This window comes from Anaerovibrio lipolyticus LB2005, from assembly GCF_000621545.1.
Taxonomy (GTDB): domain Bacteria; phylum Bacillota; class Negativicutes; order Selenomonadales; family Selenomonadaceae; genus Anaerovibrio; species Anaerovibrio lipolyticus_A.
Window position 1 is genome coordinate 1 of sequence record NZ_JHYA01000015.1, and the last position, 23,052, is coordinate 23,052.

Sequence of the window (23,052 nt, forward strand, 5' to 3'; positions counted from 1 at the left end):
TTGTTAGAGTCGGCCGAAATTAGCCACTCAGGGTCGGTCAAAATTCACCAATTTTAGTCGGTATATAAATAGCCATTCCTTTTTTCATTCGTTTCCTCTAAACTGGATAGTGACCAATTAACCCAGCTGGAAGGAGACAATTTGAATGATATAAAAGGTAATGGCTTAGTGCCAATTATAGCACAAGCCTTAGAAGTAATGGAAGCCAAAGCAGGCCACAATATACCTTTAGATAAGGTAAATCTTGCAGAGCTTGGCAGATTAACTGGATTATCTCGCAGCAAGCTGCGTACTCTAAAAAAGAATGGCTTCCAAAACGGTATCAAATCTAAATTACCATGTGTTAAGCGTAAAGGGAAACTTGATGCGTTTAAAGAAGTTATTAATACGTACTTGAAGCAAGGAGTAACAAACTCAGCTGTTATCTTCTCCGAGCTTAAGAAAGAAGGTTTCACTGGCGGTCTTACTATTGTAAAAAACTATATATCCAGCAATAAAGACCTTGTTCCTGCTAAACGTATTTTAGTGGCCCCTCAAGGCAGTCGTGGTAGACGGTATAACACACAACCAGGAGAAGCATTCCAGATGGACTGGGGCTTTACCAAGGTTGTTGATCCATTGGGCAAAGAATACCAAGTAGCATGCTTTGCCGTTGTTTGCCACCACTGCTGCTCAGCCTATATAGAGTTTTTCTCCAGTGCCAAACAGGAGAATCTATTCATTGGTCTGGTAAGGGCATTTGACCGGCTTGGGGTTCCGGAATATATCCTTACAGACAACATGAAAAGTGTTGTTTTAAAACGCGATATTGAAGGCCATCCTATCTGGAACAATGACTATGAAGACTTTATGAATACTGTTGGCTTTAAGACCAAGCTATGTAAGCCCAGACATCCATTTACCAAGGGACGTGTGGAGCGCCTAGTCAGGTTCGTAAAGGATAACTTCCTTGCAGGAAGGGAATTTCTGAACATAACTGACCTCAATATGGCAGCACTTAATTGGTGTGATAACAAGAATAACGTTTACCGTACATTTCTTGAGGGCAAACCTGCTGATATACATGCAACAAAATGTTCATGCTTTCTTCATGCACTGGAGCTCAGCGATAACCTTAAATTTTATTTAGCACCGCTTCGAACGATTAGCTTCGATGGCTTTGTAAACTATGAGAGCAGGCGCTTTGGTGTACCATATACCTATACCAGGAGGCTTGCAAGGGTGATGAGGCAGGGTGACAAGCTATACATCTATTCAGATGACTTAAAGCAGCACCTTACTACTCATGATGTTACATGGAGCCGTAAGGATTCATTTTGTATTGGACAGTATGAAAATATTGAACAACCTGAAGAATTTCCTACAGCAAAAGTAAAAACCACTATACGTCAGCTTCCTCATGAAAGCTCTGTAACATTCGATAAATTCAATTTCGGTGATACGGAGGATATGTGGAATGACTGATATGTTTGAAAATATTAATGACTGTTGTGTAAACCTCAAGATTGATCTCTGCGGAGCTGAGCTTGCAAAGATTGCCGTGGATGGAAACTATACAGCAGAAACAATGGAAGCCTTGTCACATCTTTTCACGTATCTTTCGACTAAAAAAGATGCAGCCATGGTTCAGGATATATTAAACAAAAGCAGATTGCCTAAAAGTGCTCCGAAAACCTTTGATAACTTCGACTTCACACGTATAAGGGGACAGGATGTGGAGCGTATAAAAGGCATAAGCAGTTTGGCAACACTTTACTCTGGCTCCAATATTACATTTGTAGGCCCACCTGGTATTGGTAAAACTCATCTTGCCCAAGCATATGGTTATGAATGCGCGCAGCGCAGAATAAAAGTATATTTTATTAAGGCAACTGAGCTGAGGGATAAATTCAACAGAGCAAGAAAATCCGGTTCAACAGCCAGCTGTGTTAATACCCTTGTTAGATACCAATGTCTAATTATAGATGAGATTGGCCATTGTAAATTCGACAAGGAAAATACAATGCTATTCTTTGATGTAATTGACAGACGGTATAATAAAGAGGGCATGTTCAATACGGTATTTACAAGTAATAAGCAGCCATCCCAGTGGAAGGAGTGCTTTGAGGAGGAAGATGCTCTTCTCTGCTCACTGGACCGTATATTTGATAACGCCATAGTCTTTAACCTTAAGGGAAAAAGTTACCGTGGCCGGAAGCTCAAAGTAGTAAATGTTCAGGTTGACAATCTGAACAATGAAGATAAATAGTGTTTAGATAAGGCTAACTAACAGCCGAAGCTGGGTTATTGGTCAACAAAGCTGACTGTTGTATTGGTCATTTTAGACTGACTCTGAAATGGCTATGACGACCGACCCGTAGGTGGTTAAATTACGCCGACGCTAATACATTACCTCCAAAGCATGATGAACATAATAAACCAGATAAGAGATAATATCTAACTTCAAATATATAAAAAAGCCTTGGGCAAAATCTATAATTAAGAATTTGCTCAGGGCTTTTACTTTTTGATTTTTGTTTGGATAAATATTATTAGGCTGTACCGACATTGTGATTTAGAAGGAGGGTAAGCGTCAAAAGAGCAACCTATCGGCGGATTTGATGTATAAAATAAAAAGAAATAGCGTACCCTCGCAGATACGCTATACTCATTTATGCTCATGTTTTACCAGTAACCAGACTACCACAAAACAATGCAATAATTGCCTGCCAGTATTCCCTCGTGCCCTTGTTAATTTTGTTATCTGCTACGCACTGACCATCCATGCCTTAATCTCCAAATAAATACTAACATAAGCTTCATAGACGCCAGCTGGATACTGGGAATTTTTTCATATAGGGCTTCATTACCTGCCACATTTTATAGGTAAAAGCATTATCCTTAACCCGGCCTTTAAAGCACCAACCAAAGACCTTGTCATTAAAATCATAGACTACACGATTCGTTTTCTTATCCAAGTAAAAACGCCGCTGGTTTACCTTCGGAGAGGTACGGCCATCGTTATAAATAACACTGGCATAAAGGTAATTGTTGCTGAATTGGAGGCTAGCAGGATCAAGATGATGCCATCCCATTATCCATGTAGGCTCGTCCTTGGCCATAGCTGGCGAAGAATATGTAAGTAAAAAAATGGCTATAAATGAACATAAAATTGCGACTGATTTTTTCATAAAGCGAGCCTCCCCCACAATATATGTATGATTTTATTTCCTTACTCAATTACTTTTAGCATATATTTCCTTATCCACCTTATCATTCAGACGGGCCATAACAAAGGCTGAGGAAATATCACCAGCCACGTTGCCGGCAGTTCTGATACCATCCATAATTGGATCGATACCAATAAAAAGTATTACCATGGAGGCCGGTACTCCAGCCATTCCAAAAATAGAGGCCATTACAATTATCATAGCTCCCGGAATACTTGGGAAGGTGAAGGTGAGTAAAAGGGTTCCCACAAAGAAGGATACAAGGAACTCAATATCCACCGGTAAACCACAGGACAATCGCATAATCAGTGCTATCATTATCAGATAGGTACCGCTGCCAGTCATGTTAAACTGGGCTCCCACTGGAATAGCAAACATTGTCAGCTTTTCATCAATTCCCAGCCTCTCCCGACAAAATTTCATTGTTTCCGGCATACAGGCACTGGAATTACAAATGGAGAAGGGAACCACCAAATATGGCAGAATTTTTCTGATAAATGGTATAGGAGATATCCGCCCCACCACACCTACAAATATGGTTAAAATCAAGATTATCAGCGGGAAGGCCAAATAACCTGCAAGTATAATTTTGCCGTAAGCAAATAGCATGGAAAAATCCGTGTGCAGCATCATTTTAGCCATAGATACAGCTACTACAAAGGGCATTATTGGCATCAGGACCCCCATGGCATCCATGGTGAATCGATTGCAAAACTCCACCACTTCCCTGGCATGGGCTGCTCTGTCCCCTGCCTTGGCCAAAAGAATGCCAAAAAACAGGGCAATGAATAAAATTTGTAGCATATTATTGGAAGCGAAAGGAATAATCACATTTTTCGGTACAATACCCACTATTAACTCAATCAAATTGATGGATTTTACATCTTCATCGGTTCCTTGCTGCATTAAGTCAACCATTTCCGGTATAGCTCCCACCCATAAGCCTAACGCAATACCCAGCAACAAGATAATGGCCAGCTTTATTATGGATATTCCCAGGAGCTTGCCCCCCATTTTTCCGATATCAGCTGCATTGGACATACCAGTTATACCAGACATAACGGAAAAGAAAATAAGGGGACCTGCCAGCATCATCAGTGCCTGAATAAACATACTTTGAATTGGGGTAAGAATTATTGAGTCCACCCAATTTATTCCACCATCGCTTAAAATCATTTTCAGCACAGCACCCAATAAAATACCTGTCACCAGACCGGCCATAATACGAAATGCCTGTTTACTGCTGGAGGAATGGACCCGGATGGAAATAATATTTTCACCATTGCTTCGGCTGTAGCTCAAGGAATCCTTGTGAGCCTTCAAAATGGCAAATACGTACATTTCCTCCTCATCATCGGAGACTTCTTCCATAGACACAAATGGATTAAAGGCCTCCCCCCGGGCTGAAACGCTAATACTGATATCTCCAAACCGCTTTCTGATGGTTATCTTACCCTCAAAAGTCCCTGGATCAGCAGAGGCACTCACCATGCGAAAAAAAGATTCCTCCAATAAAAGCTCCCCTTTAAGGATTTCCTTTTTGGTAGCTCCCATTTCTGTAAGGCTTTCTTCAAGCCACACAATAGTTGTTCTATAATTATCTTTTGAAATTTGACGGGTTTTCAAACTCATATAATCACCCTCAAAACAATAAAAATATATGCTTCTTTGCCTAATCTATAACAATTATTTTCCAGATTCAGTCAAATTTTCTTTTTTCTATGCTACTCTTCATAGAAAACCAAGCCAAACTATATATTAACTACTTCGACAAATATTAGACAACACCTTTTGTGAACTGGAAAATTATTCGTGATTACATAGTAAAACCTCTTTTGGCCACATAAAAAAAGGCCATTCTCTGATTTGAGAACAGCCCTGTGATTTTATTTACGAATATATTGTTATGATTGGACAATCTTTATTTTCCCATTACGGCAATGTCTAATGAAAAATCACTCAGCTACATAAATAGCGATTTCACTTATTACACCGTTCTTTACAGTAAAACATAATGATACACATTCGTTAGCATTATATGTATATATTGTTTTATTTATCCTATCTTGTCTTTTTTTATTGTCTGCTGCAGAAAGTTTAGGTGCTGTATCTATTACCGTATGGATACTGTCAGCAGTACCATAAACCTTTGTTAATACATCTTCAGACATCCCCGGTTTTACTCCGTCAATGGTTGTTGCTCCGCTCTTATAAGCAGTCGTTATACTGCGAATATAGAGGTTGCCATCCCCTGAATAATCAGCAAAAGTAAAATATAACCCTTCGTAATTTACATAAGTGATACCTTCTCTTTTATATTCACTTGATGGTTTACCAAGGACAGCATAAACATCTTTTAAGCGATACGAGGATTTTACATTATTTATTGTTGCCTGGTCACTATAAATTGAGCAACTAATCGGTAGTCCCCCAAGATTAGTCCTAAACTCCGGAATTTTATTTGCATGAGATAAAGTTGGCAAAGAAAAAATAAAACAACATGCAACGAAAAAAATCATAATATGATAAAGTACATTATTTCTCATATTACCTATCTCCCCTAACTGTTATTGTAAAATTCTCCTTTGTTATTCGACACAATAGATAAAATATCCTTTAAATCCACATTTATCTATTTATGGCAACCCTATCTTTTAACAAAAAAAATGCAAAATAGAAGGCTGCAATATTGACTGCTGATTTTATCAATAACCCCGGAGCAGATGATAGGCCTGCCTCCAGACTATCGTATAAAATGGCACCGAAAATGGTATAGCCTGCTGTCATTATTGTGGTAGCTATTACCAGGGCTATAAAGGTACGAGAAGATTTAAGCACATTTTCTTCGCTCACTTTTTCCACAAAGATAGCAAAGGACAGGGCCATGATAAATTTTATCAGAATAGTAGGACCGATCCATAAAGGGAAGCCTCCTAATAAATCAGCAAAAGCAGAACCTATACAGCCTGCCCAAACTCCTTGGCGGCGGCCTGCCAACAAAACTATGAGAAATATTGCTGCATCACCTAGATGGGCATATCCCAACGGAATAGGAATCTTCGGTACAAAGGTGGCTACAAATACCACAGCTGACATAACTGCCACAAGACAAATTTCCCGTGCTGTCCATCTTTGATGATTAATTGGTGAAATACTCATATAAAACTCCTCCTTACATTGCCTACTAAAGCTATAGGTTATATGATTAGACCTTATTATATACCCTAAGGAAAAAATGTCAATAAAAGTTGTTTTTCTCTTATCCATATAATGGGATCAACATTGCATACGGAGCAGTAAATATTGCCAGTATCCAACACAATTTATTTATAATTCTATCGTCCAAATCAGTATTTACAAATGCAAATCTTCTATTAAAAAAGAAAATGCTCACCGCCGACAGCAGGACCCCAGGAACGGCTATTAAAGTTGCACCAGGAAAATAAAATGTATTCCATTCAGGACAAATTTTATCCACTAGCAAAGCAACTGCCAAAATCAGCAGGGCCCCCAGAATATCGCTTATAAATCCAATGACCCAAATCCTAAAAATACAGCGCTTCCAAAGTTTTACCAAATCCTTAATATGCAAATATCTACCACCAAAATATAATACCAGACTATCTATAAGAAAATTCGCTGGCAAGATAATCAGCCATACACCGGTGGGCAGAAGATAAAATAACCACATGGGAAAAAGAACATTGTAAAGCCGTTTTTGCATCATATCTTCTCCCCCCAAACATTAAAATTTATCCACGCAATATTTCTTTAATTTTTTCTGTCATTGGCTTATCCGCTGGCAGCCAATTCACAGTATCTATCGTTTCTGCCGTTAGCCACTTCATAGCTTCATGTTCCAGTAGGGTGACATCCTCAGAAACCAGAGAACACATAAAGCATCGCATATTTAGATGAAAATTTGGATAGTCATATTCCACTACTCCCAAATCCTCACCTACAGAAATAGCAGCCTTCAATTCTTCTTTAATTTCTCTCTTTAAGGCCTCCTCTGGCCTTTCCCCTGGCTCAATCTTTCCCCCTGGAAACTCCCAGCCGTCCTTAAATTCACCATATCCCCGCTGGGTAGCCAGTATCTTATCGCCCTTGCGAATTACTGCTGCTACTACATTTATTGTTTTCATCAAATCCTCCTAAAATTAGCCCATAACGTTGCTTTTTAGTTTCATAGCATCTTTTGCCAAAAGCTTCCGCTCTAATTTCCAAGTAATATTCATTGGACGGCTACCCGTATGAGTTACATAATTTACTGGACCAACAAAAATATATGGTGCAGTTCCCATACTATTCTTTTTGAAATCTCTGACAAAAAGCAATACTGTATTCCCCATATTCTTATGATTAATGTATCGTTGCCCCGTAGGCGCCGTTTCAGATGTGGTACTCTGACTTTGCCAATGAAATAATTCATCACTAATAAAGTAATCATCATACATTGTTGTAGGAGAATAATCTTTATCAGATTTATTGATAGTCACAAAAAATAAATCTGTCTTTTTGTCGTTGACATATAAAACTCCCTGACGCATAGAAGACAATTTAAGATAATCCATAGCTATTAAAATTTGATCTTTAGTATAAGAACAATGTAAATCCATTGGGCACTCATATTCTAATAATAATGGCTTATACAGAATATCTGTCTTATCAAGATTATATTCCAATATTTCTATTATTTCATTAAGAACCATTGGGCACTCAGACAATCGTTTTAGATTTTCCTGAATTTCTTTACTTGTAGGATCAAAAGTCTGTACATTCCAAACAGTAACATAAAACATCCACAATAAATGTTTTTCGTACCCTGATAAACTACCAATATCAGTCGTCTTAATATTAGGCAAATATCTCAGTAAAAATTTAATCCAACGCCTAGAATTAATAGTAACAATTTTAGGGAATGCCTTTTTTATAAACAATTCAGTCATCGGTTCATTATATTTCTCAATGACTCCGGCTGACATACAAAGATCGTAAAAACCGTAATTTTTATAAATAGCAGAAATAGGCTGATGATAATATTTTAAGAATTCGCTCAATGTAGGGATTCGTTTAGTTTCATCTACAAAATCGTTTATCCGTTTAACAATACTTGCCCTATTATTAAATGCTTGACTAATATTATCAAGTACATATTCTTTCGCCTTTTTCTCCAGCTGAACAAAACACCCTCTAGGAACTGATGGAAAACCCTTATCCATTTCTGTTTTCACACTGTGCCTAGTATTGGAAAGTAATGCTGCAAATTTTTCTTCGTAATTATATTTCTTATTTGCCTGGCCAACGAAATCTAAAACTGTTAGACAATCCTTCCCTTCAAATAATCTTAAGCCTCGACCCAACTGCTGTAAAAATACAGTTAATGATTCTGTAGGACGCAAAAACAGTACCGTATCTATTGCTGGTATATCTACACCTTCATTGTAAAGATCAACAACACAAATAATTTTAATTTCGCCAGCTAATAATCGTTTCTTAGCCTTATTTCGATCATCATTCGGTGTATCTGAACTCAGTGCTATAGAACTCAACCCACGCTTATTAAAAAAATCTGACATAAACATAGCATGCTGTATTGATACGCAAAAGGCAATACACTTCATAGTTGATGCATTAGTAACATAATAACTGATGGAATCAACAATATGCCCCGCTCTTTTTTCTGCAACATATCTGTCAATAGTATAAATATTGCTAAGCTCTGTTTTATCATAGCCACCATTAGTCCATTTAACGCTGCTTAAATCCACATCATCGGATACGCCAAAATATTGAAACGGACACAATAGCTTTCTGTTTATTGCTTCAGGAAGTCTTATTTCCGCCGCAATACGTCCATCAAAATAATTTAAAACTTCTTTCCCATCATTTCGCTCTGGGGTAGCTGTTAACCCCAAAAATATTTTCGGAGTAAAATAATTTAAAATATTTTGATACGTTTTTGCCGCAGCATGATGAAACTCATCTACAATAATAAAGTCATAATAATCTGCCGCAACATTTTCGTATAGTTTGCGTGACTCCGCTGTTTGTATTGAAACAAATAAATGCTCAGCACTAGACGGTTTATCATAAGAACCGACAAATAGCTCACCAAAATTTGGTTCCTTCAATACACTGCGAAACACTTCTACACTTTGCTTTAAAATTTCTTCCCTATGTGCTATAAATAACAATCGTGCAGAGCCATTATCACGCCTAAAACGTCTATAATCAAAAGCTGAAATAAGTGTTTTGCCGGTGCCTGTAGCTGCTACTATTAAATTTTTAAAATGTCCTTTTTCTTCACGCTCCACTTGCAAGCGATCTAATATTTCTTGCTGATAGGAATAAGGATTTATATCCAAAACATACTCCCGCTCCTCCATGTTTCCGATGTGTCTTTCATCAGCAATAGCTTTAATTAACCGGTTTTTTTCTGTAAAAGAATATGATTCAAATTCAGGCGTACACCAATATGTCTCAAAGGTTGCTTCTATCTTTTTAATATTATTAGGCTGATCTTGTTTAGTAAGCTTTACATTCCATTCCAATCCGCTGGACATGGCAGCATTTGATAAATTGGATGAGCCAACATAAGCCGTAGTAAAACCTGTATCACGATAAAAGATATATGCTTTAGCATGAAGCCTTGTTCTTTTTGTGTCATATGAAATCTTGATTTTTGTATTAGGCAATTTTGCCAATTCATCAACAGCTTTTACATCTGTTGCCCCCATATATGAAGTTGTAATTATCCTAAGCTGACCACCATTACCGGTAAATTCTTTCAACGGTTCCAATATCAGACGCAGACCTGTCCATTTTATAAATGAAACCAACATATCAACTCTATTAGCTGTTTTCAGTTCTTTATTTATTTCAGAAAACATGGTAGGTTCATTGGGAGCACCAGTAAAGAGACTACTGGAAGATATAGAGGTCTCTGGCCGCTCAATAATTTGCTCTACCTTCTTGCCTATAGCCAATTTAGGATTATTTGCCTCTATTAGTCCCAATAACTGTTCCCCTTTGCCAGTTATTGTTTTAGCATCATAATAATCATCACAAGTATAGTTCTTTACAAGTTTAATAATGTTATTCGCCAACTGAACCTGTTGTTCAATTCCCTTGTCGCGGTCCAACAAATTATCCAGGCCTGCCTTAATAACATCTCCTGTATATTTTGAAATAATTTCCGAGGCTTCTTCCTTATCTATGTCCTTTATATTTTTGCATTTATCCGGACACTCAGCCAATTCCTTAGACATAGCTTTGTTTATTACAGCTTCATAAATACCTGATTTCATACTGTCACCCCTGAATGTTAAACCAGTTAATAAAAAAACACTATATCACAATCAGTATAGCAGCATACAATAGCTGAAACAATAAAAGGCATATAATAATTAACATATATAAAATACAAAAATAAGCCCCTCCAAATAGAAGGGACTTACATTCCACTTTTTAACACTATTCGTGACAATCTACAATATAAATAAAATCATCATCATTCAATCCGTAAAGTAAACCGTTATTTATTGATTCGTTGGATAAATCCGTATTGAAGTCACCATACTTTGAGAAATAGCCATAAACCTCAGACAAAATATCCTTTTGTTCTTTAATTGTCTTTACATCATAACGCTCCAAAGTTTCTTCATCTACATAATCAAACATGTCCGGAACGTGCTCATAAAGCTCATTGAGAACCGCAGAATCACACGCTTCCGTGGTCTTATCGCCTCGCTCCATAGCAACTGCAACATATACATGGGCCATAACAAATAATCCTCCTTACTATAGAATAAACATATATTCGTTGCTATTATTATACAGAACATATATTTGTTTTTCAACTATAAATTTGATTTGATAGGCTTTTGCCATGTAGTGATATTATTGAACACTAAAACTTCTTTATTATCATACTTAATCAGATAAAATTATATCCTCAAATTCCTCTTTCCCCAGTATAAAGCCACAATTAACAAGGCGTTCTTTACATTTTTCATATAATTCATCCACCATCCTCCATTATGAAGGTGATGTCGCCTTCCCGAGAATAAAGCGTATTCTCATCTTATCCGTTTCCTTTGCTTTTGGCTAATATTATATCATAATCACTGCATACCCAATTCGCACGACATGATTTTCGGATAAAAATGCCCAAGCTAAAACAGACCGCGAAACCAGTAAAATCAATGGTTCCACGGTCTGTATTTTTATACCTTCCGATAAGGTGGCTTTATTGGAAGTTTATTACTTTATATTCCACGACAAATTGCTGAGGATAATGCCGATGTCATGATTGTCTGCATTTTCATCACCTACTTTAGTCTACTCAATTCGTCTAAATAATCCTGACTTACATTTTTATTGGATTTTTCCTTCATAATTCTCAGAAAATTGACTCTTGAAATTTTTCCAGTATTTTTGTCGACCTTGACTGGAGATGCTACAGAAGCAATTCCATTATCTTTTCTTACAAGATTGAATATATAGCAACCTTCTTCCTCAAAAAAACTACTGATACTACAAGAATAATATTTTTCTGCAACCATTTTTGCAGCATCATCTTTTTTTATCATTTTTTAATCTCCCAACACATAGTCCTTCTGCACCTTTGATAAGATTTTTTAAACCTTCCTTATGTCTGATTATGCAATAATAGCAACATTCTCCCAAACAAAAAGCTACCAGTTAGCTGGTAGCCACATACATCAATACTTTACATTATGAATTTTTTTCCATAGCTCAAAACTCTTTTTTGCTTCTTCTGGAGCATCATCGTGCATGGTGACAATGTGCGTTTCTTCGTCATAGTCGAACCAGTCTGTGTTTGCCATCCACTTGGTGCTTCCTAAATGCTTTGCTGAAGCCATTTTCACCATCTCCTTTTTGCTAATAATACAACATCCAGTGGGATTATTCAATCCGAATATTTTTCATTAATCTCATCAAGCTTTTCCTGGTATCTATCTTTGTCAATGATACCCCGACTTAAAAGAAAATCAATAGCTTCAATGTGTTCTTTTTTTGTAATCTCAGCTGTTCCCACTACATTAACCCCCATTGAATGTGTAGAGTTTTCATCCGACTTCATTTTGCATATTTCATCCAAATGGGGAATCTTGGAGTCAAAAATATGCGGATTACGTTGCAAACAAAAGTTTCTCCACCGCTGCAGAACATTAAGAAGCATATCATCCAGATATGAATATGCTTTTTCCTTAATCCAATCAGGGATACCATAAGCAGCCTCTGCAATACTTCCAGTAATAGCTGCCAATGTATCACTGTCACCACCAAGGGAAATGGCATTGCGAATGGCATCCTCAAAATCCGTACTTTCCAAGAATGCAATTATAGCCTGTGGTACAGTGTCCTGGCATGTTTCATTAAACTCGTATGTAGGGCGAATCTCATCCAAAGATTTTGAAAGATCATAACCATATTCCTTTTCGATATGGTTCTTTATACGTCTTTTACATTCGTCATGATTGTCATGTATAGGCCTATCAAAGTCTCTATAATGACCAGTAAAATAAAAGCGACTTAAAAAAATTGCATCAGCGATTGCCATGGCGCCCTTTATCCCCTCCGGATGATTATGGGTAACTTCGGCAGAAAGCTTTGCTCTGGCCCTTCCGTTACGGGGCCAACATCCAGTTCTCCCCATAAAACCGCAATCCATCATCCAACCACACGGAGAAACTCTCATAGCCGACCCATTTCCGAAGCTGTTATAGGGTTCACGTATATTGGAAAAAAGCCACATCCCAAATCTACAACCATATCCGGCATCAGGATACATTCTGCCGTACTTCTTCATAGCATCTATGAAATCGTCCTTTTCCCCACCGTTCATTATTGCTTCAGCAATGGCACATGTCATTACGGTATCATCCGTAAAAAAGCAATCCTCACGGAATAATGGAAAATCCTTTGTTTTAATATTATCCCACTCATAAACAGAGCCAACGATATCACCAATTATTGCACCTAACATACAGATCACTCCATACTAATTACTGAACTCCTTTTCCAATCAAATAGTTTTTCAATCTTATGATTCGATCCTCAGTATCAATACCTGATTTATTCTGCTTAATCTCAATCCGTTCAACAATCTCACCTGTCTCTGCATTCTTCAGAATATATGCGGAATTTTCACAGGCAATATAATTTTCTCCTATATCAAGCCGCTGTCCCATCGAATCCTTATTAAGCCGATTTCCGTCGGGATCAACTGCTTTCAGATAAGGCATATAGGTACTGGATGACATCTGAGATTTTGTTTGCATTACAGAGAAATTGTACGGATTTTCATCTGCTTGAATATTACTGTATTTACCATAACTCCCTGGGCGGAATACACTATACTTCACATAGTAATAGCGCCAAGGGTAAGTGCTAGAATCTTCACAGGATTTTATAAATTCATTTATAATTTGTTCTAGCAATTCATTGCTGAAGCACTGAGCCTTTGAAAGTAACCTTATTAGAATATCCCTTGTGTTCTCAAAGCCTTCATTTTTACTCTTATGAAACAGTTCATGCCATGCAAGCTGCATGTTCTTTGAAGCGTACTGATAACGCCACTGATTTCTTTCACGCTGCCCATAGTTACCAATAGACATCAAAGCACAATCAATCAGATCCCATTTGCAGTCAAATAGTGAAACGAAGCGGTCTGCATATGCCAAATTATTAACTCCGACAATGCTAATCTGCCCCTTAAGAATTACATGGTCTTCCAATTCATGTACGAGAATTGCTTGATCTGGATTCTGCTCCAGAAAAGCCTTCTTCTCTTTTTCCTCTGCAATCTGGCTAGGATTAAAGCTGTTCTCTATAGATTCATCAATCTCTCCGGTAAGCATTATCATCTCTGTCTGTTTCAAAATAGCAGGCAAGCGATTACGATCAATTCTGTCGCTGATCTCATCTTCAGAGTTTTGAATAAGATTATTAACAGAACGCACTCTCTTAACAAAATCAGCATCTGTAATTTTATCTCTGTTGCGAAGAAAATAGATAATCGCAAACAAAAGAACAATACGATTCAAAGGGAACTGCCTTATTCTTCCTGTCTTATCTGCATATGAATGTATACAATCTGCAAATATATCAATCTTGTATCTGGAATCCACAACTATCTTTCCATCTTCATGCTCATTCGACATAAAAGATTCCATAAACTCGGTAGGATTATTATATCCATCAACCACGCACAAGCAGTCAAAATAAGATTCCATTGTTCTGATATTATTAAGGACCTTGCTCTTATCCCCTGTAAAGTATTCAATCAGCATATCAAACTCATCAGAGCTCTTACCTTGAGGTGACTCACCGCCTTGATAGCAGATAATGTCACAAATGAATCTAAAATACTTCAGAAACTCATCATCTGTAACGGCATCATCCGGGCTGCCACTACCAGAATCCCTGTACCGCCAAAGCATATCCGTCCAATCACGATCTATCTTTCTCATTATCCGCTTGGACGTCTCATCATCCACGTCACGAACACAACGCTCTAATTCAGCTTTGAAATGCTCAAATCGTGTCAGTGGCTTTCCTCGGGAGTTCATCTTGATATACAACTCATCCGTAAGCCCCATGTCTTTAATTGGCAAGAAATAAAATGTTATCGCTTCATCTTTTAACTTTTTCCACAAATCTTCAACATCTTTGAATTTATCATTTATATCATCCAACATTACCAACATGGAGCTGATTGTAGGGTCCTTCTGCCAGTCCAATGGAAACCATGCCTGATCAACTATCTCATCCGACAGCTTTACTTGAAATGAAGGCTTGAAACCGATAAGTTCTTTGCAAAAATACCTTGCACTATATCTGGTCTCATATCCGAAATTCATGAGAAATTCATATTCTTTATCCGGCACTTCACATTTCTTTGCCGCATACCAATGAAGAAGAAACAGGGTTGTCAAACGCTGCTGCCCGTCAAGAGGTGTCATTACACCGTCTTCATCGATATCTCCGTAAACGAAATCCAGTGTAATCGGCTCACCAACTACGGCATTAAATAAAGAATCAAGGAACCTGCTTCTCACTCGATCAACATCTGGATCTTTTCTTCCCTGTGCATAGTCTCTTTGTATGATCGGAATGGTGATTTTTTGAAGCTTAACCCCTGCTTCTTTGTTAACAAATGTAGTTTCAAACATATTCATAAATGAACGCAGTGTAGTATTCATTATGCTTCCTCCGTTGTCAATATTTCTTCTGCAAGATACGGCTTCAAAACTTTATTGATTGCCTTGATATAAGCAACCCTATCCGGCTGTCCCCAAAAATGGAGCTGATTGTCTTCTGACGGTGTATAGTATTTTAAAAACACCTTTTTGGTACAAAACGGAATATACTGTCCGTCTTTATCCATTTCTATAATAAGATTTCGTTTTACATCAAATGCGGAATTACTCAGTGCGGCATTATCGTCTGAACGGAGAAGGGCCATATTTCCTATGGAATGTAGATACTCTGTATTTCCCTGTACTGAAAGTAAACTGGTAACCTTCTTTTGTAAATCATCAAATTCTTTACCTCCAAGATCAGGCTTATCAATAGCTGTTTTCATTGACTCGATTAGCTCATCATCATGAGAAACAGCACGAACAGATGCTATATGTTTGCCCAACCATTCTTTCCACAATTCCTGGGTATTCAAGCCCTCGGAATGCTGAGCATGTATATGCTCAAGAGACCACGCAACCTTTCCCTTTTCATCGTATTTAAACTTGTCAAACGGGAACCATTGTGTATTCTCACCATTTAATCTAACTGACTCAACGTTGAATAGAAGCAGTAGTTTACTGATGCGTTTTCGATCCTGTGCTTTTTCATAACTAAGCTCAGAATAATTCCCCTGAATTGCAATACTATCTCGAATATATGAATCCAGCACACCTCTAAATTCTTGCTTAGTCTTTCCATCAGATATCCCGAAGATTTCTTGCAAAGTCAGCTTCTCTGAAGCAATCAAATAGCCAATTTTATGGTAAAGCTCATGATTTTCAAACCAGTCCTTAAGAATTAGGAACGTTTGCTGAATTTTTCTCCATATTTCATCCAATGTCATGGATTTACTCAGCTCATCAATTTTAAAGAATGTATAATACTTCTCACGATTATCGGCAGGTTTATCCGATATCAAATCAAGTATCAGATCAATTCTTGTCTGATATCTAGTATTAGTTCTATTGGTCAGAAAATACCACAGAGCATCATTGTGAAGCTCCTTCTCAATATTATCCCACTGCAAGGATATCTCTTCCTGCTTCGCTCTGCCTTTTTTTGCCTTTCCTTCACTACTAAGGAATACAGCCTTTACCAGTTCAGCGCTTGTCAATGGAATTTTCCCGATATTGAGACGAGTGAACAAGCCGATAGCATCTTCACTTTCACCAACTTCATACCAGATAATCTTCACATTCTCTTTAAAATATTCATAGATATGCAGGACACGAATTTGCTTATCTTCCTCAAACCATTTCATAATCGTTTCGTAGGCATTGGCTATAAACCAGAAATCAATGTTTTCATCGCGTCTGGACAAATCCACGCTTTTTAGATATTCCTGAGAATTGTCGCGTGTGTCATACACGAGCTTAAATGCTGGTTCATCAAAAAACGGATTTACATCCCTCATATATCTGTAGACCAGATATAACGTCGTCAAGCGCTGCTGACCGTCTATCAATTCATAGGCATCTCCATTCTTACGAACCACTACCGGCTGAAGGCAATAATTTTTCTTTCCATTCGAATAAACATCATTCAAGAGGCGAAGGACTTCATCTTTCCCCCAACGATACCCACGTTGATAAGAGGGAACATAAAATGTTCCTTGAATTTCACTTACCAGCTTTGTCTCCAATAATATCTGGCTGTTCACCATATAAAATCCCCGCTTTCTATATGAATCTGCTCACTTATCCATAACAATAGCCATACCAGTATGACATCACGATGACGTTTTTATACGAATTTCTATACTACAAACAGTTCTACACTATTTCCTTAAACCCTTTTATTACCGTTAATATCGTATGCACTTTAAAAATATAAATAGTTCTTACTACTGATGATACCTCCGCCCCTATACATAAAATACCCCCCAAAGCCCAATAACAGGTGTTTGAGGGGATTTTCTTTGTATCAAACTAGGTATTAAGGTATCCCGTAGGAGCTGTACTTTGATACAAATGTAACGATTATCGCTTAAATCAGCTTAACGATGAATGTATTGTAAACCTACACCATTAAACCATCTCTGAGGGATTCTCTAAAAGACTTACTCAAACTCCGCTGTCAGTTTTCCTCTAAATTCTCTCGTGTCCTCATCATTTGGTTCACCAAAATAAAATCCTATCACTGAAGTTGTATTCTTCTTGTCTTCCATTATAAAGATGATGTCACCTTCCTGAGAATAAAGCGTATACACCTCCACTGCTTCCCTTGTACCGCAAGCAGGACAGATCTCAGTACGGTTATCTTTCCTTGATAGTGCTGGATGACTGTCATATTCTTTACCGCAAATCGGACATACTCTCATTATTTCACCACCTCAACCTCATCCTCGCCCAGAACCACATTTAATCCCGAGCCGTTATCTCATGCCACCATAACCGAACCGATGTCATCCACGCCTCTTACCGTACCCTCGGTGCCAATCGGCGGTGCCTGGATATCATCCATCTTGATCAGACGGACTCTCATTCCTGCCAGGTATGTAGCCTTGGCCTTTGCAATCTCATCTCACATAGCATGACCTCCTCGCCACCATTATGTCGTGAATTTGCCATGCTGTAAGCGGGCAAAATAAAACTGCCCTCATTTAGAGAGCAGCAATATGTAAGATTTTTATTTCAATTTTGCACCATCATGAAAAGCCTTGCCAACAGGTTTTTCATCCAGCTGCAAGTATGTGTGATTAACTCCATCAAAGATAATCGGTGCCAACTTGGCCACATCTACCTTATCATCAGAGGTCAATACCCGTTCGTCAATGCTGACATTTTTTATTTTTCCTACAAGCTGGCAAGCCTTTCTGTCATAGCGAAGCACTTCGCACTCAAAAGCCATTGGTAACTCATTGATAATAGGTGCGTCCACGAACTCGCTCTTTACAGCTGTAAACCCAGCCTTCTTGAACTTATCAGGTGCCTTCAGACCGCTTTCAATTCCCACATAATCACATGCTACCAAATGGGACACATCCCCCATACTCACCGTAAAGGCTTTTCTTTCCTCAAGATTATCTGATGTTTTATGGTTAGCCCCCATACAAATAAAAATTTCATCGTCATCGTGGATACCACCCCATGCCGCATTCATGGCATTAGGGTTGTCTTCCTTATCATAGGTAGCGACGATGAATACCGGCTGTGGGTATACCCAAGGCTTAGCTCCAAAATTTTTTCTCATACTTACATCTCCCTTGAATTAATCCGAAAATTGAAAATCTATTTTCTATGACTAATTATAACACCATTGTTCAAATTTTTTTCTTTCAGAAGAAAAATCTTCCAATTAGCGTTTCCCTAAAGGACTAACTCACTTCATTCGTGTCGCAACGAGGTGGGGGACATCTTAAAGCTCGTTATATATTGTGAATATAAAAAAGTCATCTTAACTGCATCACAAAAAATGCAACGAACTTTTGTAGTATCACTACACTTTTTACACCGAACTTTTGTAGTATAGCTACACTTTTTGCAACGAACTTTTGTAAGCCAGCTCCATTGTCCTTTTTTTCGCCCACACATCTATTGCCAATAATTTTCGCGTAGTATAGTATTAAATAAAATATCGGAAAATGCAAAGTGGCGTAATTCCTTGAGGGGAGGGATAAATATGGGTATTGAAGACACTCACTTATGGAAAGACTACTATGACGGATGTGAAGAAGAGGGCTGGCAGGATGCGGATCCTTTTGACAAGGACAGCCAGGACGCTTATGATGCCATCTGGGATGATTACAGTATGGACCGTGATGAATTTGAAGAAGATAATTACGATCCGGATTTTTTTGATGAATGCGACAACGATAGTGTAAAGGTGGATAATCCTCCAGCCGCCACGCCCAGGACAAGAAATATTTACATTCCTATCATCGATAATCCCCGCAAGCCTCGTTATTACTGCCCCAAGTGCCACAGTAATGGCGCGATACGACTAAAATTTATTACCCCGCCACCACAGCTGGATTCCAGCCCTGCTGTTCACTATTTTTATTTGCTCATTTCCCTGATATTCCTCTTGCCAGCCCTGCGCAGTATAGCAGATATAGTCATGGGTATCGATATAACAGGAAATTTACTGATTATCGGTGTAAGCGGAGCAATCGCATTCTTTGCCTGCAGGGCCTACCTCTCCAACAAGAAACAGCATGAGAAACGCTGTAAAATCTACCAACAGCAATGTGATTTATGGGCCAACGGCTATAGATGTACAGCCTGCGGCACCCATTACCCAATGCAAACAGACGAAAATGATTTGCCAAATAAATAGCCTATACAAGACAAAAAGCCGGGAACAGGCTGCCATCCATTGGATAGCGACCTGCTTCCGGCTAATTTTTTACCCGTTACTCCCCGGACAAAACCTTTTCCTTAAACTTTGCCAATACCTCATTTGAGCCAATGGCAAAAACCTTGTCCCCTTTACAAAATTTATAGGTTGGCGGCGGCGTAATCAAGGTTTTCTCCTCATGAATGATTGCAATAACATTCAAGCCAAATTGGGCGCGGAGATTGGCCTCCACAAGATTTTTATTCCACAGCTCCTCCGGTGCATTAAAGTTAATTATTTTAATATCACCATCTATTTCAATATAGTCCTTAACATTAGGTGTCACCATCTGCAAGGCCAAACGCTTGGCCATTTCCAGCTCGGAGAATACAATTTGAGTGGCTCCCATTTTTTTGGCCATTACAGCATGACGTTCATCAATGGCCTTTACCACAATATCCGAAATATTACGCTCTTTGCACAGCATGGTGGCCATAAGACTTGCTTCCAGATTTTTAGTGGCAATAATAACCGTGTCAAAGTTCTCCATACCTGCCTGATCAAAGGCCCTGGAATCACGGATATCAAAGCTGACTATTCTCGATACCTGATCTGCCAATTTGCTGACAACAGCTTCATCTACATCCACACACAAAACTTCATAGCCCATTTGTTCCAAGGTTACGGCCAGGCTTATGCCAAAACGGCCCATGCCCAGAATTGCAAATTGATTTTTTCTGCTTACCATATTCTTTACCTCAACCTATCATAATATTGCCTTCCGGATATTTAATCAGTGATTCCTCCTGCTTGATAACGGCCATTATAAATGTCAAAATCCCCACTCTGCCCATGAGCATGGTAAGGGACAATATGAGCTTGCCCCACATATCCCATTCGTTGGTGATGCCTATTCCCATACCTACCGTGCCAAAGGCCGAAACCGTTTCAAAAATTACAGCTCCCAGCTGATGGACCTCACCATCAATTACCGACAGCAAAATACCGGCGGATACCACCCAAATAGTTGCGATGGTAAAAATAGCGTAGGCCTGCACCTGAAGCTTTCTGCTTATCTGTCTGCCAAATACAACGTTTTCCCTTTTACCACGAACTACAGACCACATGGACAGCATAACGATAAAATATGTGGTGCTCTTGATACCACCGCCCGTGGACAGTGGCGAGGCACCAATAAACATGAGCAGTATCATCACCAGCTTGCTAATCTGGGTAGCTGCATCCAAATCGAAGGTATTAAACCCCGCTGTACGACATGAGATGGAAGTGAAAAAGGACTGGGCCAGCTGCTCACTCAGCGGTAAATTGCCCAATGTTCTTGGATTCTGGCTATCCACCAAAAATATCAATAAGCCTCCCAAAACAATGAGGAATGCCGAAGTGGACAGTGCAATCTGACTATGGAGGGTAAGCCTACGCCATTTATGGTTATGCAAAACATCATGGATAACCGTGAAACCAATTCCGCCCAATATTATCAAGGTTCCCAGACACCCCATCAAAAAGAAGTCATCCCCCCGCTTGGTCAGGCTGTCATAATTACCGAATAAGTCAAAGCCCGCATTACAAAAGGCGGAAACAGAATGAAATATCCCATAGCCGATACAATCCCAGCCATATTCCGGGTAAAAATGCCAGGCCAGCAAAACGGCAAAAAAGCCCTCCACCGCAAAGGTGTATTGTATCATGCGACGAATCAGAGGGAACATCCCCATTCTTGAGCTTTGGTTAAGAGATTCCTGCAACACCTGGGTTTCCGACAGGCGAAAACGATATCCCATACTATGGGCAACCAAAGTACCCAGGGTCATAATCCCCAACCCTCCTATCTGGATAAGGAGCAGCATGACCACCTTGCCAAATAGGGTCAAATCATTTTTCAAATCCGTCACCGTCAGTCCTGTTACGCAGGAGGCCGAGGTGGATACAAAAAGTGCGTCCACGGGGTGGAGCCCCATATGATCCGTGGTACTGATGGGCAAGGTCAACAACAAGGTGCCTAAACCAATCATAAGAATAAAACTCAGACAGATTATCTGGTTCGGCTTCATGCGAAAGCTATGCTGAATCTTTATAACATCCTGTCTTCGCCAGTTCGGTCCAAAATGCATATTATCTCTTCACATCCTTTTCGATGGATGGTTAATATATTTCGTCACATCAATTTTATCACATATATTGATTCAAAAGCCAATAGGCTGCCAGCCCTACAATAATGCTGTAAGCGAGATTTCTTGTCTTTGCCGCCACCAGGAGTACCGGTATGGCTGCCAAAAATTCTACATTTGTCCAGCTGAAGCGAAACCCACTATGGGCATCACCAAAAATTGAAACAAAAATCAGCGCACCAAATACAGCCGTGGGCACATACTTCAACCAAAGGGACAGAAATGTCGGCAAAGGGCGTCTGCCCAAAACTGCCAATGGCAGAATTCGGGAAATATATGAAGAACAAAACAGTCCGAATATGCAGATTAAAATATCTGTATAACTCATTTCTTCTCTACCCCCTCACCATTATCTATTGCTGCCCCCACAATTGCTGCCACTACGGTGGCCACCACCACATTCAGCATATTGTCCAGCCACAATGACAGCAAAAGGGCCAAGCCCCCGCCCAGTACACCAATTCCAATGAGCTTGGCGGATTTAAAATGAAATGACCACAGGCCAATAAACATAGCAATAAGGGCATAGCTTACAAGCCCGGTATCAATATAAACTGCACTGCCCAGCAGCACCCCAGCCACTGTGGCCAGCATCCAGCTCATGTGAGCCAGGAAATTCAGCCCCGCTGCTTTTTTAGGATTCCATTCACTATCTCGCTTCTGAAACTCAATACTATTCACAGCAAAGGTTTCATCCACGATTTCCTGGGCGTAAATCATACGATATAGCAATGATTCCTTGGAAATATGCTGATTGAGGATAAGTCCGTACAGCATGTGACGCAGATTTACAATACCTACAGTAATTACAATGGGAATGATGGCCGTCCCAGCGCCAATCATGGCAAGAGCAATAAACTGGCCACTACCGGCAAAGAGGAAAATAGACATCATGGCCATCAAAAAGGCATCCAGCCCCACCTTTTCTCCCAATATGCCACAGGCCACCCCCAAAGGAATATAGCCAAAGCATATAGGCCATACTGCTTTGAAAACCTGTTTATTAAAATATTCACCCATAAATAGATTTCCTTTCCCCAATGCATATCAACATTTAATTAACGTTATATTAATGTTTTATAACATTATTAATAGCATAGCAA

At 39.0% G+C, this 23,052-nt stretch carries 22 protein-coding genes and 1 pseudogene; 3 read left to right on the forward strand and 20 right to left on the reverse strand.

Going from position 1 to position 23,052, the window contains the following annotated elements:
- Positions 1-141: 141 nt before the first annotated feature.
- Positions 142-1,464 (forward strand): IS21 family transposase, encoded by a 1,323-nt coding sequence (istA, locus tag T355_RS0110860; RefSeq protein ID WP_027396481.1) that lies wholly within the window; start codon positions 142-144, stop codon positions 1,462-1,464.
- Positions 1,457-2,248, forward strand: a complete 792-nt coding sequence (locus tag T355_RS14280) for an ATP-binding protein (RefSeq protein WP_051555340.1) — start codon at positions 1,457-1,459, stop codon at positions 2,246-2,248. Before istA ends, T355_RS14280 begins: the two co-directional genes overlap by 8 nt.
- Before the next feature lie 550 nt (positions 2,249-2,798).
- Here T355_RS14280 and T355_RS0110880 read toward each other — a convergent pair.
- From T355_RS0110880 to T355_RS0110960, 16 genes and pseudogenes are all read right to left on the reverse strand, one after another.
- Positions 2,799-3,170, reverse strand: a complete 372-nt coding sequence (locus T355_RS0110880; RefSeq protein ID WP_027397779.1) for a hypothetical protein — start codon at positions 3,168-3,170, stop codon at positions 2,799-2,801.
- Between the two features lie 45 nt (positions 3,171-3,215).
- Positions 3,216-4,841, reverse strand: coding sequence for a dicarboxylate/amino acid:cation symporter (locus T355_RS0110885; RefSeq protein ID WP_027397780.1), 1,626 nt, complete (start codon positions 4,839-4,841; stop codon positions 3,216-3,218).
- 323 nt (positions 4,842-5,164) lie between these two features.
- Positions 5,165-5,755, reverse strand: coding sequence for a hypothetical protein (locus T355_RS0110890; protein WP_027397781.1), 591 nt, complete (start codon positions 5,753-5,755; stop codon positions 5,165-5,167).
- 82 nt (positions 5,756-5,837) lie between these two features.
- Positions 5,838-6,368, reverse strand: a complete 531-nt coding sequence (locus tag T355_RS0110895; protein ID WP_027397782.1) for an ECF transporter S component — start codon at positions 6,366-6,368, stop codon at positions 5,838-5,840.
- Positions 6,369-6,468: 100 nt separating this feature from the next.
- The gene (locus T355_RS0110900) at positions 6,469-6,936 is read right to left on the reverse strand and encodes a hypothetical protein (RefSeq protein WP_027397783.1); all 468 of its coding nucleotides are present in this window, start codon (positions 6,934-6,936) and stop codon (positions 6,469-6,471) included.
- 25 nt (positions 6,937-6,961) lie between these two features.
- Positions 6,962-7,354: a (deoxy)nucleoside triphosphate pyrophosphohydrolase gene (locus T355_RS0110905; protein WP_027397784.1), complete on the reverse strand. Its 393-nt coding sequence runs from the start codon at positions 7,352-7,354 to the stop codon at positions 6,962-6,964.
- A gap of 15 nt (positions 7,355-7,369) precedes the next feature.
- Positions 7,370-10,519 carry a DUF3427 domain-containing protein gene (locus T355_RS0110910; protein ID WP_027397785.1) on the reverse strand — a complete coding sequence of 1,050 codons (3,150 nt, stop codon included), beginning with the start codon at positions 10,517-10,519 and terminating at the stop codon, positions 7,370-7,372.
- 166 nt (positions 10,520-10,685) lie between these two features.
- Positions 10,686-10,994, reverse strand: a complete 309-nt coding sequence (locus tag T355_RS0110920; protein ID WP_027397786.1) for a hypothetical protein — start codon at positions 10,992-10,994, stop codon at positions 10,686-10,688.
- 548 nt (positions 10,995-11,542) lie between these two features.
- Positions 11,543-11,803 carry a hypothetical protein gene (locus T355_RS0110930; protein WP_027397787.1) on the reverse strand — a complete coding sequence of 87 codons (261 nt, stop codon included), beginning with the start codon at positions 11,801-11,803 and terminating at the stop codon, positions 11,543-11,545.
- 132 nt (positions 11,804-11,935) lie between these two features.
- The gene (locus T355_RS15315; protein WP_155851720.1) at positions 11,936-12,097 is read right to left on the reverse strand and encodes a hypothetical protein; all 162 of its coding nucleotides are present in this window, start codon (positions 12,095-12,097) and stop codon (positions 11,936-11,938) included.
- 47 nt (positions 12,098-12,144) lie between these two features.
- Positions 12,145-13,224 (reverse strand): ADP-ribosylglycohydrolase family protein, encoded by a 1,080-nt coding sequence (locus tag T355_RS14285; protein WP_231483030.1) that lies wholly within the window; start codon positions 13,222-13,224, stop codon positions 12,145-12,147.
- 19 nt (positions 13,225-13,243) lie between these two features.
- Positions 13,244-15,442 (reverse strand): DUF262 domain-containing protein, encoded by a 2,199-nt coding sequence (locus T355_RS0110945; RefSeq protein WP_027397788.1) that lies wholly within the window; start codon positions 15,440-15,442, stop codon positions 13,244-13,246.
- The gene (locus T355_RS0110950; RefSeq protein ID WP_197019582.1) at positions 15,442-17,145 is read right to left on the reverse strand and encodes a DUF262 domain-containing protein; all 1,704 of its coding nucleotides are present in this window, start codon (positions 17,143-17,145) and stop codon (positions 15,442-15,444) included. The genes T355_RS0110945 and T355_RS0110950 overlap by 1 nt, the downstream gene beginning before the upstream one ends.
- Positions 17,146-17,541: 396 nt before the next feature.
- A complete protein-coding gene (locus tag T355_RS14290) occupies positions 17,542-17,802 on the reverse strand; it encodes a hypothetical protein (RefSeq protein WP_037330130.1) in 261 nt (86 codons plus the stop codon).
- A gap of 62 nt (positions 17,803-17,864) precedes the next feature.
- Positions 17,865-17,999 (reverse strand): annotated as a pseudogene (locus T355_RS15060) (DUF4314 domain-containing protein); the annotation flags it as partial.
- Positions 18,000-18,110: 111 nt separating this feature from the next.
- Positions 18,111-18,674 carry a flavin reductase family protein gene (locus T355_RS0110960; protein ID WP_027397790.1) on the reverse strand — a complete coding sequence of 188 codons (564 nt, stop codon included), beginning with the start codon at positions 18,672-18,674 and terminating at the stop codon, positions 18,111-18,113.
- Between the two features lie 429 nt (positions 18,675-19,103).
- Between T355_RS0110960 and T355_RS0110970 the strand changes: the two genes are divergently transcribed.
- Positions 19,104-19,760 carry a hypothetical protein gene (locus T355_RS0110970; protein WP_027397792.1) on the forward strand — a complete coding sequence of 219 codons (657 nt, stop codon included), beginning with the start codon at positions 19,104-19,106 and terminating at the stop codon, positions 19,758-19,760.
- Positions 19,761-19,836: 76 nt separating this feature from the next.
- Here T355_RS0110970 and T355_RS0110975 read toward each other — a convergent pair whose 3' ends face one another.
- From T355_RS0110975 to T355_RS0110990, 4 genes are read right to left on the reverse strand one after another with little or no spacing between them, the layout of a single operon-like run.
- Positions 19,837-20,508, reverse strand: coding sequence for a potassium channel family protein (locus T355_RS0110975; RefSeq protein ID WP_027397793.1), 672 nt, complete (start codon positions 20,506-20,508; stop codon positions 19,837-19,839).
- 10 nt (positions 20,509-20,518) lie between these two features.
- Entirely contained in the window at positions 20,519-21,892 is a 1,374-nt protein-coding gene (locus T355_RS0110980) for a TrkH family potassium uptake protein (protein ID WP_051555549.1), read from the reverse strand.
- A 58-nt stretch (positions 21,893-21,950) separates the two neighbouring features.
- Positions 21,951-22,277, reverse strand: coding sequence for an AzlD domain-containing protein (locus T355_RS0110985; protein WP_027397795.1), 327 nt, complete (start codon positions 22,275-22,277; stop codon positions 21,951-21,953).
- Positions 22,274-22,969: an AzlC family ABC transporter permease gene (locus T355_RS0110990; RefSeq protein WP_037330131.1), complete on the reverse strand. Its 696-nt coding sequence runs from the start codon at positions 22,967-22,969 to the stop codon at positions 22,274-22,276. Before T355_RS0110990 ends, T355_RS0110985 begins: the two co-directional genes overlap by 4 nt.
- Between the last annotated feature and the right edge of the window lie 83 nt (positions 22,970-23,052).